General features: G+C 56.4%; 14 protein-coding genes. 7 read left to right on the forward strand and 7 right to left on the reverse strand.

Going from position 1 to position 13,866, the window contains the following annotated elements:
- Positions 1-31: 31 nt before the first annotated feature.
- Both AC0JZ1_RS04500 and AC0JZ1_RS04505 read right to left on the reverse strand, forming a co-directional pair.
- Positions 32-1,147, reverse strand: a complete 1,116-nt coding sequence (locus AC0JZ1_RS04500) for a CobW family GTP-binding protein (protein WP_471881241.1) — start codon at positions 1,145-1,147, stop codon at positions 32-34.
- Between the two features lie 102 nt (positions 1,148-1,249).
- Complete coding sequence (locus tag AC0JZ1_RS04505; RefSeq protein ID WP_471881242.1) at positions 1,250-2,050, reverse strand: creatininase family protein; 801 nt, start codon at positions 2,048-2,050, stop codon at positions 1,250-1,252.
- Between the two features lie 90 nt (positions 2,051-2,140).
- Between AC0JZ1_RS04505 and AC0JZ1_RS04510 the strand changes: the two genes are divergently transcribed.
- The 3 genes from AC0JZ1_RS04510 to AC0JZ1_RS04520 all read left to right on the forward strand — a co-directional run bounded on the left by AC0JZ1_RS04510 (position 2,141) and on the right by AC0JZ1_RS04520 (position 4,732).
- The gene (locus AC0JZ1_RS04510) at positions 2,141-2,653 is read left to right on the forward strand and encodes a MarR family winged helix-turn-helix transcriptional regulator (RefSeq protein ID WP_471881243.1); all 513 of its coding nucleotides are present in this window, start codon (positions 2,141-2,143) and stop codon (positions 2,651-2,653) included.
- A 78-nt stretch (positions 2,654-2,731) separates the two neighbouring features.
- Positions 2,732-3,754 carry a LacI family DNA-binding transcriptional regulator gene (locus AC0JZ1_RS04515; protein ID WP_471881244.1) on the forward strand — a complete coding sequence of 341 codons (1,023 nt, stop codon included), beginning with the start codon at positions 2,732-2,734 and terminating at the stop codon, positions 3,752-3,754.
- A gap of 18 nt (positions 3,755-3,772) precedes the next feature.
- On the forward strand, positions 3,773-4,732 hold the full coding sequence (locus AC0JZ1_RS04520; protein WP_471881245.1) for a 2-hydroxyacid dehydrogenase: 960 nt from the start codon (positions 3,773-3,775) through the stop codon (positions 4,730-4,732).
- On the opposite strand, the gene AC0JZ1_RS04525 is transcribed toward AC0JZ1_RS04520, so the two are convergent.
- Positions 4,733-5,488 carry a gamma-glutamyl-gamma-aminobutyrate hydrolase family protein gene (locus AC0JZ1_RS04525; RefSeq protein WP_471881246.1) on the reverse strand — a complete coding sequence of 252 codons (756 nt, stop codon included), beginning with the start codon at positions 5,486-5,488 and terminating at the stop codon, positions 4,733-4,735.
- Positions 5,489-5,736: 248 nt separating this feature from the next.
- Here AC0JZ1_RS04525 and AC0JZ1_RS04530 point away from each other — a divergent pair, with 248 nt between their 5' ends.
- On the forward strand, positions 5,737-6,843 hold the full coding sequence (locus tag AC0JZ1_RS04530) for a TRAP transporter substrate-binding protein (RefSeq protein ID WP_471881247.1): 1,107 nt from the start codon (positions 5,737-5,739) through the stop codon (positions 6,841-6,843).
- 114 nt (positions 6,844-6,957) lie between these two features.
- On the opposite strand, the gene AC0JZ1_RS04535 is transcribed toward AC0JZ1_RS04530, so the two are convergent.
- Both AC0JZ1_RS04535 and AC0JZ1_RS04540 read right to left on the reverse strand, forming a co-directional pair.
- Entirely contained in the window at positions 6,958-8,820 is a 1,863-nt protein-coding gene (locus AC0JZ1_RS04535; protein ID WP_471883351.1) for a TRAP transporter large permease, read from the reverse strand.
- Between the two features lies 1 nt (position 8,821).
- Entirely contained in the window at positions 8,822-9,391 is a 570-nt protein-coding gene (locus AC0JZ1_RS04540) for a TRAP transporter small permease subunit (RefSeq protein WP_471881248.1), read from the reverse strand.
- Between the two features lie 250 nt (positions 9,392-9,641).
- Between AC0JZ1_RS04540 and AC0JZ1_RS04545 the strand changes: the two genes are divergently transcribed.
- Complete coding sequence (locus AC0JZ1_RS04545; protein ID WP_471881249.1) at positions 9,642-9,866, forward strand: aa3-type cytochrome c oxidase subunit IV; 225 nt, start codon at positions 9,642-9,644, stop codon at positions 9,864-9,866.
- A 72-nt stretch (positions 9,867-9,938) separates the two neighbouring features.
- Here the strand turns inward: AC0JZ1_RS04545 and AC0JZ1_RS04550 are convergent, their stop codons facing one another.
- Entirely contained in the window at positions 9,939-10,766 is an 828-nt protein-coding gene (locus AC0JZ1_RS04550) for a tetratricopeptide repeat protein (protein ID WP_471883352.1), read from the reverse strand.
- Positions 10,767-10,948: 182 nt separating this feature from the next.
- Positions 10,949-11,176 (reverse strand): 30S ribosomal protein S21, encoded by a 228-nt coding sequence (gene rpsU, locus AC0JZ1_RS04555; protein WP_071004399.1) that lies wholly within the window; start codon positions 11,174-11,176, stop codon positions 10,949-10,951.
- Between the two features lie 299 nt (positions 11,177-11,475).
- Between rpsU and AC0JZ1_RS04560 the strand changes: the two genes are divergently transcribed.
- Complete coding sequence (locus tag AC0JZ1_RS04560) at positions 11,476-12,456, forward strand: zinc-binding dehydrogenase (RefSeq protein WP_471881250.1); 981 nt, start codon at positions 11,476-11,478, stop codon at positions 12,454-12,456.
- Positions 12,457-12,607: 151 nt separating this feature from the next.
- Positions 12,608-13,861 carry a sarcosine oxidase subunit beta family protein gene (locus AC0JZ1_RS04565; RefSeq protein WP_471881251.1) on the forward strand — a complete coding sequence of 418 codons (1,254 nt, stop codon included), beginning with the start codon at positions 12,608-12,610 and terminating at the stop codon, positions 13,859-13,861.
- Positions 13,862-13,866 lie beyond the last annotated feature (5 nt).

A 13,866-nucleotide genomic window follows, 5' to 3' on the forward strand; every position in this document is an offset into this window, starting at 1 on the left:
TCAGGCGTAATCCTTCTGTCTCTTGCTGCGATCAGCCATTCGCCTGGCAGGCGAGGAAGCTCTGCTCGATCTTTTCACGATCAAGGTCGCGACCGATGAAAACGAGGCGGCTTTCGCGCTTCTCCCCGTCCTTCCAGGCGCGCTGGTGATCGCCTTCAATAATCATGTGAACGCCTTGAACCACATAGCGCTCGTCATCGCCAGCAAAAGCAATGATGCCTTTGAGGCGAAGGATATTTGGACCCTGCGTCTGTGTGATCTTTTGTATCCACGGGAAGAAGCGATCCGGGTGCATTTCGCCACCGCGCAGCGAAATGGATTTCACCGTGACATCGTGGATAGCAGAGGGTGCATCGTGATGATGATGGTGGTCGTGCCCATGATCATGATCATGATCATGATCATGATGATCGTGGTGGTGGTGATCATGATCGTGGTGGTGATGGTCGTGGCCGCAATCCGGGCCGCAAACATGTTCCGGGTGCCCATGCTCCAGGAAATGCGGATCGTTTTCGAGCGCACGCTCCAGATTGAAGGCTCCCTGATCGAGTACACGAGCGAGGTCAACGCCTGAGCGAGTGGTCTTGTAGATGCGGGCGGCCGGGTTGATGGCGCGGACAATCTCTTCGATGGTTGCAAGTTCCTGTGGCGAGACGAGGTCGGTCTTGTTGATCACGACGACATCGGCGAAAGCAATCTGGTCTTCCGCTTCTCGGCTGTCCTTCAGGCGCAGCGGCAGGTGCTTTGCATCGACCAGGGCCACAACTGCATCCAGCTCCGTCTTGGCGCGAACATCGTCATCCATGAAGAATGTCTGGGCAACAGGCACAGGATCGGCAAGGCCCGTCGTTTCTACGATGATGCCGTCAAAACGGCCCGGGCGGCGCATCAGGCCTTCAACGACGCGGATCAGATCCCCACGCACGGTGCAGCAGACGCAGCCATTGTTCATTTCATAGATCTCTTCGTCCGACTCGACGATGAGATCGTTATCGATACCGATCTCGCCAAACTCATTGACAATGACCGCATATTTCTTGCCATGGCTTTCGGAAAGAATGCGGTTGAGAAGCGTGGTTTTGCCAGCACCGAGATAGCCGGTCAGAACGGTTACAGGAATTGGCTTTTGCGCGGCTGTATCGGCCATTAGAACCTCCGGGAGTGAGGGCGCTCGCGAATGGAGCGTCAGCGGTTGCGTTCATATAAGCTGTCTTGGCGGCAGTTCAAAGGGTCTTCCGATGTTATAATGTCACGTTTGGGAGGACAGTGTGTTGACATCGAAGCGGCGTACATCTTCCAGCAATTCCAGAATGCCCTGCACCGCATGGTTTAGCAGCAGTTCGCCGCGAGCGGCTGTCGCAGCAGCGGCATTTCCAGCCACGCCCTCGGCATTGAGGTCCGACATTTTCCAGCCAAAGGCATGGGGTCCATAGGCGCGCAAATGCTTGAATGTTTTCATGTACTCGAGCTGCCGTGACGAAAAGTCTGCGGCTCTCCCCATGTTCACTTTCTCCGGGTAGAGCGCCAGCATGACGGAAGTTTCGATATCTCCACCATGGATATCGATTACCTTGTTCTCCGGCTTTATCCAGCCCTCTGGTTGTCCGAACCGGGTCCAGCTTGTTGCGACAGCCAGCATGTCGAAACGCACGCGGGCTTCAGTCGCCACAATTGTCATCAGCGGTGAGTTGCCACCATGGGCGTTCAGCATCACCAATTTGCGAACACCCGCCTCGGCAAGACCTTCGGCTATGGCCAGCCAGCGATTGATGGCCTGGGAAAAAGTGAGGCTTCGCGTTCCCGCCACATCCATATGCTCGATGGAATAGCCAACCCGCTCGACGGGAAGGAAGGTCACGCCCAAGTCTTCGGGACGAGCTGCGATCAGCCGTTCGGTCAGACCTGTCGCAATCAGAGTGTCGGTGTCAAAGGGAAGGTGGGGGCCATGCTGCTCATGTGCGCCGAGTGGCAAAACGGCGATCCAATCTGCGCGCTCAGCAGGAGAAAGCGCCGGATCGTTCTCGTAGAAGCGTGGTTTCGGCAAGGGCATCTGGCGGTAAGCTCCTGCTTTCGCTATTCATCACTGAAACCTGAGCATATAGCGGGCAAAGCCGGAAGCGGCAAACGGGGCCAAGGCTGAATGAGCAAGAAAAAGAGCGACAAGAAAGACAAGGCGGGGAAGAAGAAGCCAATCCCCGCCCAGGAAAACGTGGCCCCTGTGTTGACGGCAGCGGCGCGTTCTCTTCGCACTGTCCTGTCCAGAAATCTTGCGGAAGCGGGGCTTTATGCCGGGCAGGATGGAGTGATCCTGCAACTGGCCCAAGGCGAGGCTCTTACTCCTGGACAGTTGGCCCAACGCCTTGGCGTGAAAGCGCCGACGATGACGCGCACGGTGGGACGCATGGAGGCGCAGGGCTTTCTCCAGCGCAAGCCGGATGGCGAGGATGGCCGCCTCATCAAGGTTCACCTGACTGAAGCCGGACTGGATACGGTCGAGCGCATTCAGGCCGCCGTCGCCGCCAGTGCCGCTCAAGCATTGGAAGGCTTTTCAGGTAAGGAAGTCCGCACGCTTTTGAAGCTCCTCAAAGCCATGGATCGTAACCTGATGGGCGCTGAAGCGGTGGACGATGCGGAGGTGGACATGACGGAGTAATGACAGAGATTGCACTCCCCAATTAAATTGTTTAACTAAACTTTTAGAACGGAGTGCAGAATCCGCCGGGGAGGGGACGTGGTTCAAAAGGTCAAGCTGTCTACGATTGCCGAGAGCCTCGGCCTATCGACTGCCACCATATCTCTCGCTCTGCGTGACAGTCCGCTGGTGGCGGTCGATACGCGAGAGAAGATCAAGGAACAAGCCCGGGCGCTGGGCTATATCTATAATCGCCGCGCCGCCAGTTTGCGCACATCGCGCTCCGGCATTATCGGCGTCGTGGTTCATGACATCATGAACCCCTTCTATGGCGAAATTCTCAAAGCCATTGAGAGCGAGCTCGATCGCAGCCGCCAGACCTTCATTCTTTCCAATCATTATGACTCGGTCGAGAAGCAGCGGACGTTTATCGAAACTCTTCTGCAACTGGGTGGCGATGGCGTCATCATGTCGCCTGCCATCGGCACGCCGATTGAAGATGTGAAGCTGGCTGAAGCGAATGGAATGCCTGCCATCCTGGTGGCGCGTTCCATGGATGGCGTTGATCTGCCCACCTACCGTGGCGACGACAGCTACGGCATTTCGCTTGCGACCAATCACCTGATCGGACTTGGACATCGCAGCATTGCCATGATCGGCGGGACGGATCAAACCTCAACGGGCCGTGATCGTTATCAGGGCTATGTCGATGCTCTTCGCAAGGCAGGCATTGAGGTGGACCCGAACCTGCGCATTCCCGGACCACGCACAAAGCAGGGCGGTTTTGAAGCGGCAGTGCATTTCCTTTCCCTGCCGCAAAAACCAACGGCTGCCGTCTGTTGGAACGATCTGGTGGCGATTGGCCTTATGAACGGCGTGGCCCGTGCCGGTCTCCAGCCGGGACGCGATATTTCCGTCACTGGCTATGACGATCTCGAAGAGGCGTCCATCGCAACGCCTGCTCTCACCACAGTCTGGAATGGACAGACTGAGGTGGGACGTTTGGCCGCCCGTGCGCTGCTTGATCGTCTCGCCGGAAGCCACGATCCGGATGGTATTCACCTCATCAAGCCGGAAATGCGCATCCGGCAATCTACCGGGCCTTATCGCCCCCGCGCCTGATCTCGTAAGGAGCTTGTCATGACCGAAGCCAAAATCACCGTTCTCATTCCAGGCGGCATGAATGCGCGCGTCGTGAAGCGGTTGGGGGAGGGATTCGATCTCATCCAGACCAAGTCAGGCTCAGAGATGGATCTGAGCGCGGAACAGCGTGGACAAATCCGTGCCGTTGCAACAGCAAATCGCATGCCAGCGGAATGGATCGATCAGCTTCCAAAGCTTGAGGTGATCTCCAATTTTGGTGTCGGATACGATGGTGTGGATGCGAAACATGCCGCAACCAAAGGTATTTTCGTTACCAACACGCCCGATGTGTTGAACGATGAGGTGGCCGATACGACCATTGGCCTTTTGCTGAATACCATCCGCCGCTTTCCTGTAGCCGAAACCTATTTGCGTGAGGGGCGATGGGAAAAAGAAGGCTCCTTCCCCCTGACCCCGCTTTCGCTGAAGAACCGCCACGTCGGTCTTCTGGGCCTGGGCCGGATCGGTCTCGAAATCGCAAAACGTCTTGAACCCTTCAAAGTCAAGATCAGCTATCACACGCGCACGCCGCGCAAGGATGTGTCTTATACTTATGCGCCCTCGCTGCTGGAACTGGCGAAATCAGTCGATACGCTGATTTCCATCATTCCGGCAACACCGGAGACCCACAAGATCATCAATGCCGAGGTGCTTCAGGCGCTGGGGGGCAATGGCGTTTTCATCAATGTCGGGCGCGGCACCAGCGTAGATGAGGATGACCTGCTTGAGGCTTTGAAAACCGGCACCATCGCGGCGGCGGGCCTCGATGTTTTCTACGATGAGCCGCGCGTGCCAGCAGGCTTCTTCGATCTGCCGAACCTTTCCATGCTGCCGCATGTGGCGTCCGCCTCAGTCCCAACCCGCAATGATATGGCAGACCTGGTGGTCGATAACATTGTCGACTGGTTCAATGGCCGCCACCTGCGCACGCCAGTGCCGGAAACGCCAGTCAAGTAATCAGCTGCGCCGTGCTGCATATTCGCGCACGGCGTTGCCAAAGGCTTCGAACAGCCTGCGTGACGGCGTGTCGCCCTCGGCCCAATATTCCGGGTGCCATTGAACGCCGACCGCAAAGCCCTTGGCATCGATCACGGAGACCGCTTCCACAGTGCCATCGGCGGCACTGGCTTCCACTTGAAGCCGAGGTGCGGTCTTCCCGATGGCCTGACGATGCAAGGAATTGACCTGGATTTCACCGGACTGGCCAAGGTAACGGGCAATGCAGGAGCATTCCGCAATGAAAACGGGCTGGCGGATTGCATACATCTCATCTCGGCTTTCCACGGGAGGGCGGCGATGATCCCACACGCCGGGCTGATCCTGTATTTCGCGGGCCAAGGTGCCGCCCAGTGCCACATTCAACTCCTGTAGACCACGGCAAATGGCAATAAGTGGAATCCCGCGATCAATGGCGCGGCGGATGAGTTCCAGTGAGGTTGCGTCGCGAGCGGGATCAAAGGGGCCATCTGCTTCTGTCCAGTCATCGCCGTAGAGAGAAGGGTGGACATTGCTGGCCGAGCCCGAAATCAGAACGCCATCCACGCGGTTTAGAACAGAATCAACATCCATGCCGTTTTCCAACGCTGGAATGAGAACCGGCAGAACACCGGATACGCGCACCGCGGCATTGACATATTGCGTTTGAACGGCGTGCCAATCTGCCTTGTCGAGATGGCGGATGTCGGCGGGAATGGCAATGAGAGGCAGCGTCATCAAATCGTCTCCGTCATAAAATCTTGTCTCAGCAGGTGAGGTGCGGCAAGTCAAGGCAGACGCTCTGGTTCTTGGCTCAGCTTTCCTTGCTTTTTCATCTTAGACGAAAGTCATAGATCGGAAGACCTATCTTTGAGGGAAGATTTACGCCCCCTCTGCTTGCCACGAACAAAGCGGCATGGTTACTTCATTATTCAGCCGACAGAGGGGAAAGAGACTGTTCGGCCAAGGATAACGGGAGGTAATTCATGGATCGTCGCTCATTCTTCAAGAAGGCCGCTGCCGCAGGCACCGGGGCTGCTGCTGCCACTGCGCTGGCTGCTCCTGCCATTGCTCAATCAACACCGAAGGTTACATGGCGATTGACCTCGTCCTTTCCCAAATCGCTGGATACGATCTGGGGCGGCGCGGAAGATATTGCCAAGCATGTTGCCGCCGCCACCGATGGCAATTTTACTATTCAAACCTTCGCTGCAGGCGAAATCGTGCCTGGCCTTCAGGCTGCGGATGCCGTTTCTGCCGGTACGGTCGAAATGTGCCATACATGCTCTTACTACTATGTGGGCAAAGACCCGACTTTCGCGATCGGTACGGCCATTCCATTCGGTCCGAACCAGCGCCTGACCAATGCCTGGCTCTATGAAGGCAATGGCACAAAGCTGCTGAACGAGTTCTACGCGACGCACGGCTTGGTTGGCTTCGCGGCAGGCAATACCGGCGTTCAGATGGGCGGCTGGTTCCGCAAGGAAATCAACACCGTCGATGATTTCAAAGGCGTGAAAATGCGCATCGCCGGCCTTGCAGGCCGCGTGGTTGAAAAGCTTGGCGTCGTGCCGCAGCAGATTGCCGGTGGCGATATCTATCCATCACTTGAAAAAGGTACCATCGATGCAGCCGAATGGGTTGGCCCCTATGACGACTACAAGCTCGGCTTCTACAAGGTCGCCAAATATTATTACTATCCGGCCTTCTGGGAAGGTGGCCCGGTTATCCATGCCTTCATGAACAAGGAAAAGTTCGAAGGTCTGCCAAAGGCTTATCAGGCTATACTGCAGGATGCCTGCACCTTTGCCAACACCAACATGATGGCAAAGTACGACATCAAGAACCCGGCGGCGATCAAGCAGATCGTGGCCGCTGGCACGACACTTCGTCCCTTCAGCCAGCAGATTCTGGAAGCAGCCTTTAATGCTTCGAAGGAAGTCTACGCCGATATTTCTTCTAAAAACGAGTGGTTCAAGAAGATTTATGAGGATCAGGCTGCCTTCAAGAAGGAAGGCTATCTTTGGATGCAGCTGTCCGAATATACCTATGACACGTTCATGATGATCCAGCAGCGCAACGGCAAGCTCTGAGTTTTCTTCGATTTGAATGCCAATGCCCCGGAATGCATGTTCCGGGGCATTTTTATTGTCTGAAGCTTGAAGAATGTGGACGTGAAAAGAGCCCCGTTCGGGGCTCTTTTCGTCTCATGGATTGATCTTTGGCGGCTGACTCAGATCCGGCTGTGATGAGGGTGCCGGTGCCGCAGGGCTCTGGCCCGGAAGTCCCTCCATTGGCGGAAGACCGAGAGCGGGAGCAGTGTTTTGCTGCGCAGGCTGGCTGTCTCCTCCTAGATTCAAAGGTGGCAATCCGAACTGGGGTTGAGAGCCATCCGTTCCAGGAGCGCCCAGAGGCGGCAGGCCAAGAGACGGCGCATCTCCTCCCGTCGTTCCCATACCCGGCAGCTGTATCTGCACGTCGGATGGGTTCGTTGTCGGTTGATCCGTCTTGTAATGCATGACGAGACCGGGGAACGCGATCACCACCAGGATCATGATGAACTGGATTACGATGTAGGGGAAAACGCCCTTGTAGATTTCGGTTGTCTTCACCCCCGGCATTGTTTTGCCCGTGACCTTGTCGACCCAGTTTCCGGCGGGTGCAATGGACCGCAGGAAGAAGAGGGAGAACCCAAATGGCGGTGTGAGGAACGAGGTCTGCAGGTTGATGCCAAGGATAATGCCGAACCACACAAGATCGATACCCAGCTTGTCGGCAACCGGTGCCAGCAGCGGCACCATGATGAAGGCGATTTCGAAGAAATCGAGGAAGCAGCCCAGGATGAACACGATGATCGTCACAACGATCAGGAAGCCATATTCGCCACCCGGCAGTGCCAGCAACAGCTCTTCCATCCAGACATTACCATTAATGCCGTAGAAGGTGAGGCCGAAGACGCGCGCACCGATCAGGATCATCATGACGAATGCAGACAGACGAGTGGTCGAGTCCAATGCCGTCTTGATGGAGGTGAGGGTCAGGCGTCCCTTCGCCAGAGCAAGAAGCAAAGCTCCTGTCGCGCCCATTGCTCCGCCCTCTGTGGGCGTCGCAATCCCGAGGAAGATGGTGCCGAGAACGAGGAAGATCAGCGCCAGTGGCGGGATGAGAACAATGATGACCTGTTCCGCAAGCCGGGAGATGATCTTGTTTTCCATGCGGCTGTTCAGCAGCGCAACCACATAAACGACGGCAACAGCGAAAGCGAGAGCCGCGACCAACCGCCATTCTTCGCTCTGTATGCCGGGGAACAGCAGGTGCATCCCGATATAATAGAGAGCGATGGATATGGCGATCATCACGAAAAGCGATGTGACGCCATTACCGAGGGTGCGGGCTTCCTGGGGCAGGGCGGGTGCCGCTTCCGGCTTTATCATCGTCACTGCGAAGATGTAGAGGCAGTAGAAGGCAACGATGATCAACGCAGGGTAAAGCGCGCCCACATACATGTCACCGACTGACCGGCCTAGCTGATCAGCCATGACGATGAGGACGAGGGACGGCGGTACGATCTGCGCCAAGGTGCCGGAAGCCGCAATCGTGCCAGCTACAAGCGGACGATTGTAACCATAGCGCATCATGATTGGCAGGGAGATGAGGCCCATTGCCATGACTGAAGCGGCGACGACGCCGGTGGTTGCGCCGAGCAAGGCGCCGACGAGAATGACTGCATAGGCAAGACCGCCGCGAACCGGTCCAAAAAGCTGCCCGATGGTATCCAGCAGGTCTTCCGCCATGCGCGACCGCTCTAGAATAATCCCCATGAAGGTGAAAAAGGGAATTGATAACAGCGTGTCATTATACATGATCCCGTAAATGCGCTCGGGATGCGATTGCAGCAAAGGCCAGAATAGGCGGATATCCGGCGAGATATGGGATAGCTCGACGCCAACGAAGAAATAAAGAAGCCCGCCTGCTGCCAGGGTGAAGGCGACTGGATAACCGAGCAAAAGCATCAGCATTACAGTCGAGAACATAACCAGCGGCAGGTTGAGCGCGATGAGATGGATCAACTCAGTCATGAACCACCTCCGCGCCAGGTGCTGCGGCATCGGAGGACGGTTCCTCCCGAGGATCGGCTATGCGACCAGTAACTACCGCGTAACGCTTGATGATTTCTGAAAAAGCCTGCGCCAGCAGAAGCGCAAATCCAACCAGTACGACCAGCTTTGCCGGCCAGATCGGCAAGCCTCCGGCGTTGGAAGAGACCTCGCCAGATTTGAATGACAGCCAGAACCAGGGAAAGGCCAGATAGGTCATCAAGCTTGCAAAGGGTACAAGAAAGATGATGTGCAACACGAGATCGAGAATATCGCGTGTTCTTTGGCTCCATCGCGATGACAGGATGTCAATCCGCACATGCTCGTTTTTCAGTAGAGCATAGGCTGCGGCGAGCATGAAGACGGTACCATAAAGATACCATTGCACTTCCAGCCAAGCATTGGACGATACGTCGAATGCCTTACGGATGACAGCATTTCCAGCGCTGATCAGTACGGCAGCCAGCAGTAGCCACGAAACCCACCGGCCTATAAAGCTGGTCACCGCGTCGATTGCGCGGCTCACAGCAAGAAGAAATTTCATGAGAGCTCCCCCACTCTTTATTCTTGGTACTGTTGTAGGACAAATACGACAAATCGCGCAACGCTACCAAAGGTGATGCTGCTACGGCTTCCAGCATTATTTTAGTGAAAAGCATATTTGGATGGCTGAGCGCCTGCAGCGGCGAAGCGCAATTGCACTTTGCCGCCTTTTTGTGTAGCCATTCTTGTGAAGAGAGGTTTGCGATGCGCTGCATTTACCGCGCGCATTGCCGAATGGGGAGAGCTGGGACATGGACAATCACAAGGCAGGACCGGTCGAAACGGGTGCGCCAATGGACTACCGCGAACACGACAAGACCTACAATGCGTTTCTGACTGCTGCGAAGTGGGGAACGATGATGGTGGTCGTTCTGCTTCTTGCCATGCTGGGCGGCTTTTTCGCGGGTGGTGGCCTGCTCGGCGGAATTCTGCTGTTCGTTATTCTGAATGCAGCCGGGTTCTACCTGCTCCGCTAATTCTCAGATTTATGACCGAATCAAAAAAAGCCCGGCGCAAACCGGGCTTTTTTATTGGTTAGCCTTCGTGCCTCAAGCGCCGCTTGCGCTTCTGGTGCGGGCAACGCCGTCCTGAGCTGGCTTGTAATTTGGATCGAGCCGGGCCGCATGATTGTAAGACTTGAATGCGCGAGCGCGATCACCACGACGCTCATAGACCAGCGCCTGATTGGCCCAGGATTCGGCAACCTTGTCGTTCAGATCGATTGCATGGTTGAAATCGGCGAAAGCGTTATCGTTGTCGTTGAGCGCAAGATAGGAAACGCCACGTCCGTTATACGGCTCCGGTGAGCTCGGCGAAAGCGAAATGGCCTTCGAGAAGTCTTCGATTGCCTGAGGGTGCTGGTTGCGCAACTGATAGATCAGCCCGCGACCATGATAGGCGCGACCATCGGTCGTATCCTGCTGGATCGCCCGGTTGAAGTCGTTGAAGGCATCATTGGTGCGGCCAGCCTGGCGATAGATATTGCCGCGACCGATGAGCGCCACATCATAATTGGCGTTGATCTGAAGAGCGGCGTTATAGTCGTTCACCGCCTCCGCAGGCTTGCCCATGTTGCGATAGACGAGGGCGCGGTTCGCATAGGCCTGATAATAACGCGGGTTCAACTGCAGTGCGCGATTGAAATCATCAACAGCCCGCTTGAACTCACCGGCGCGGCCATAGGCGGCACCACGTACGTTATAACCTTCCGGGTCTTGCGGGTTTTGCTGAATAACCGCTGAAAGCGAGGAGATATTCTGCTCGGATCCTTGTGCCCGGTCTAAACGGAAGACATCCGAACTGGTGTTCGTCGTCTGGCAACCGGCCAGAGCCAAGCCAGCGATCAGGAGCATGGACCCTGCCAAGCCTGATTTCATGCGAGCCGTGTTCTGCTGGAAAACGGTTACTGCCTGGAATTCATGCGAAATTGCTGCGGTCTTGGCGGCCATCAGGCGCAGGTCCTCGTATCAGTCGGGAGTTGTCCGGCAAATCAAAAAAAGCGGCGGCGAAAATTCGCCCCCGCCCTTTAATCACGAAATAACGTCGAAAAAACGGCCAATTAACGGCCGGTACGACCGCCTGCTACCAGGCCTTCGCGCTGAGCGCGCTTGCGGGCAAGCTTGCGAACACGGCGAACAGCTTCAGCCTTTTCACGAGCGCGCTTCTGAGAAGGCTTCTCGTAATAGTCGCGCATCTTCATTTCACGGAAAATGCCTTCGCGCTGCATCTTCTTCTTAAGAGCGCGGAGAGCCTGATCGACGTTGTTGTCGCGGACAAGTACCTGCACGTGAATCCCGTTCCTTTGGTTTTTAGAGTTAGCCGCCCAACAGCGTGTGCCGAAGACGAAACAATAGCTTCCATGGCGCGGAGCCATGCGATTGGTGAAGGCACATAACAGAAGGCTTTGGCCAAGTCTAGCGGCCTCCTGCACGCCTTGTGCGAAAAAGCGTAAAACCCACGAAATACGGGGGTTCTGATGTAATTTTACACGGGAATGGACCGCTTTAGTCCCGGCCTTGCCATTTGCCTTTTCGCCTGAAGAGACTCATATCCAGTCAGTTTCAGAGAGACAATAAGGAGTTAGACATGCGTTCATTGGTTTATTCGCAATTTGGAAATCCGGCTGATGTCCTGCGGCTTGAGGAGAAGGACATTCCCCAGCCAGGCAAGGGCGAGGTGCGCCTTCGCATGATCCTTTCTCCCATTCATAATCACGATCTTCTGACTGTTTCCGGTCAGTATGGTTACAAGCCACCGCTGCCTTCAGGCGCCGGAAGCGAAGGCGTGGGTGTCGTGGACGCTTTGGGTGAAGGTGTTGATCACGTCCAAGTCGGCCAACGCGTCGCCGCCAGCGGCCTGAAAGCGGCCTGGGCGGACTATGCGATTGGAAAAGCATCATCTGCCGTGCCATTGCCCGATTCCATCGATGACGAGACGGCGGCGCAATTGATCGCCATGCCGCTCAGCGGTTTGAAGCTTCTGGAGTTTACCGGGATCGGCAAGGGCGAGTGGCTGATCCAGAACGCGGCCAATGGCGCTGTCGGCAAGGTGGTGGCGCAGCTTGCGAAGCCGCGGGATGTTCATGTCATTAATCTGGTGCGTCGTGCAGAGGCGATTGCCGAGATGCAAGAACTGGGTATCGACAATATCATTGCGACTGACAGCGATGACTGGAAGGACAAGGTGAAGGCTCTCACCGGCGGTGCCCCCATTGCCGTTGGCGTCGATGGCGTGGGCGGGGGTGCGTCTGGCGATCTTCTGTCGCTTTTGGGCGAGGGGGGCCAGTTGATCTCTTTCGGCGTGATGTCGGGTGAGCCGATGCGTATTTCGTCCGCCGATGTGATTTTCAAACAGGCGGTGGTCAAGGGTTTCTGGCTGGCAAAGCTTATGGAAACCATGCCAGCCGATGAGATGCGACGCCTCGTTGGCGAATTGGTGTCCCGTGCCGCTTCGGGCGATCTGCGCTTGCAGGTGGATGGGGTATTTCCCCTGGACGATGCGGCTTCTGCCATGAAGGCGGCTGGCGCAAAGGGACGCAAGGGCAAGGTGCTTTTGAGGCTCTCCTGAAGTTGACCGTGTGACACTTGCGGGCCAACAAAATCGCGTGTGTCGAAACCGGTGCCTCCATGCGTCGCAAAAGGGCCATTGCGACGCATGGCGATTTGCGATTTCTATGTTCCAATAAGGCTTGGATAGCCTCAACGAGCGGAAGGCATAGATGCGCAAATATTCGGTCTTTGCGGTGGCCCGGGAGGCCATGCGCAGCCACAAGGGGTGGGAGCCTCAATGGGTTTCTCCTGAACCGCGTTCTTCCTACGATGTCATCATCATCGGTGGGGGCGGCCACGGCCTGGGCGCTGCTTATTATCTGGCCAAGGAACATGGCATTACCAATGTGGCGGTGATAGAAAAAGGCTGGCTTGGCGGCGGCAATACAGGCCGTAATACCACCATCATCCGCTCCAACTATCTCTATGAAGAGAGTATGGACATCTACGAGCATTCCCTGAAGCTGTGGGAAGGCTTGAGCCAGGATCTCAATTACAACGTCATGTATTCGCCGCGCGGCGTGATGATGCTCTCGCACAATACGCATGACATGCAGAGCTTCAAGCGCCATATCAATGCCCATAGACTCTATGGCATCGACAATGAGTGGCTGACTCCGGAACAGGCAAAGAAGTTCTGTCCGCCGCTCGATATTTCCAGCACGGCTCGCTACCCCATCAACGGTGCAGCGCTGCAAAGGCGTGGCGGTACTGCCCGTCACGATGCTGTGGCCTGGGGCTATGCGCGCGGCGCGTCCGACCGAGGCGTGCACATTATTCAGAACTGCGAGGTCACTGGCATCCGCCGTGGGCCGGGCGGCGAGGTCGTGGGTGTTGAAACCAATCGCGGCTTCATCGGCGCCAAGAAGATTGGCGTCTCGGCGGCGGGTCATTCCTCCGTTGTCATGCAGATGGCCGATGTTCGCGTCCCTCTCACCAGCAATCCGCTTCAGGCGCTGGTGTCTGAGCCCTTGAAGCCGATTTTCCCATGCGTCGTGATGTCGAACACGGTTCACGCCTACATCTCGCAATCGGATAAGGGCGAGTTGGTGATCGGAGCGGGTACTGACCAGTACCATTCCTATTCGCAAACGGGCGGCTTGCAGATCATCACCCACACACTTGATGCCATCTGCGAACTCTTCCCGATTTTCCGCCGCGTGAAGATGATGCGCCAGTGGGGCGGCATCACGGATAACACACCGGATCGTTCAGCTATTCAGAGTGTGACGCCTGTGCCAAACCTCTTCGTCAATTGCGGTTGGGGAACGGGTGGTTTCAAGGCAACGCCTGGTTCGGCGCACCTGTTTGCCTGGCTGATTGCCAAGGGTGAGCCGCACCGGCTGGCGCAGGGCCTGACGCTGGATCGCTTCCGCACCGGACGTCTGATCGATGAGGCGGCTGCTGCCGCCGTTGCACACTAAGGGGA

It is taken from the genome of Affinirhizobium capsici, assembly GCF_977018625.1.

What these genes read in the sequence shown, in the direction of transcription:
- AC0JZ1_RS04520 (WP_471881245.1), top strand. Translation starts at nt 3,773, where the DNA reads ATGACCGAAGCCAAAATCACCGTTCTCATTCCAGGCGGCATGAATGCG.
- AC0JZ1_RS04560 (WP_471881250.1), top strand. Translation starts at nt 11,476, where the DNA reads ATGCGTTCATTGGTTTATTCGCAATTTGGAAATCCGGCTGATGTCCTG.
- AC0JZ1_RS04500 (WP_471881241.1), bottom strand. Translation starts at nt 1,147, where the DNA reads ATGGCCGATACAGCCGCGCAAAAGCCAATTCCTGTAACCGTTCTGACC.
- AC0JZ1_RS04540 (WP_471881248.1), bottom strand. Translation starts at nt 9,391, where the DNA reads ATGAAATTTCTTCTTGCTGTGAGCCGCGCAATCGACGCGGTGACCAGC.
- AC0JZ1_RS04510 (WP_471881243.1), top strand. Translation starts at nt 2,141, where the DNA reads ATGAGCAAGAAAAAGAGCGACAAGAAAGACAAGGCGGGGAAGAAGAAG.
- AC0JZ1_RS04545 (WP_471881249.1), top strand. Translation starts at nt 9,642, where the DNA reads ATGGACAATCACAAGGCAGGACCGGTCGAAACGGGTGCGCCAATGGAC.
- AC0JZ1_RS04525 (WP_471881246.1), bottom strand. Translation starts at nt 5,488, where the DNA reads ATGACGCTGCCTCTCATTGCCATTCCCGCCGACATCCGCCATCTCGAC.
- AC0JZ1_RS04550 (WP_471883352.1), bottom strand. Translation starts at nt 10,766, where the DNA reads ATGAAATCAGGCTTGGCAGGGTCCATGCTCCTGATCGCTGGCTTGGCT.
- AC0JZ1_RS04530 (WP_471881247.1), top strand. Translation starts at nt 5,737, where the DNA reads ATGGATCGTCGCTCATTCTTCAAGAAGGCCGCTGCCGCAGGCACCGGG.
- AC0JZ1_RS04505 (WP_471881242.1), bottom strand. Translation starts at nt 2,050, where the DNA reads ATGCCCTTGCCGAAACCACGCTTCTACGAGAACGATCCGGCGCTTTCT.
- AC0JZ1_RS04565 (WP_471881251.1), top strand. Translation starts at nt 12,608, where the DNA reads ATGCGCAAATATTCGGTCTTTGCGGTGGCCCGGGAGGCCATGCGCAGC.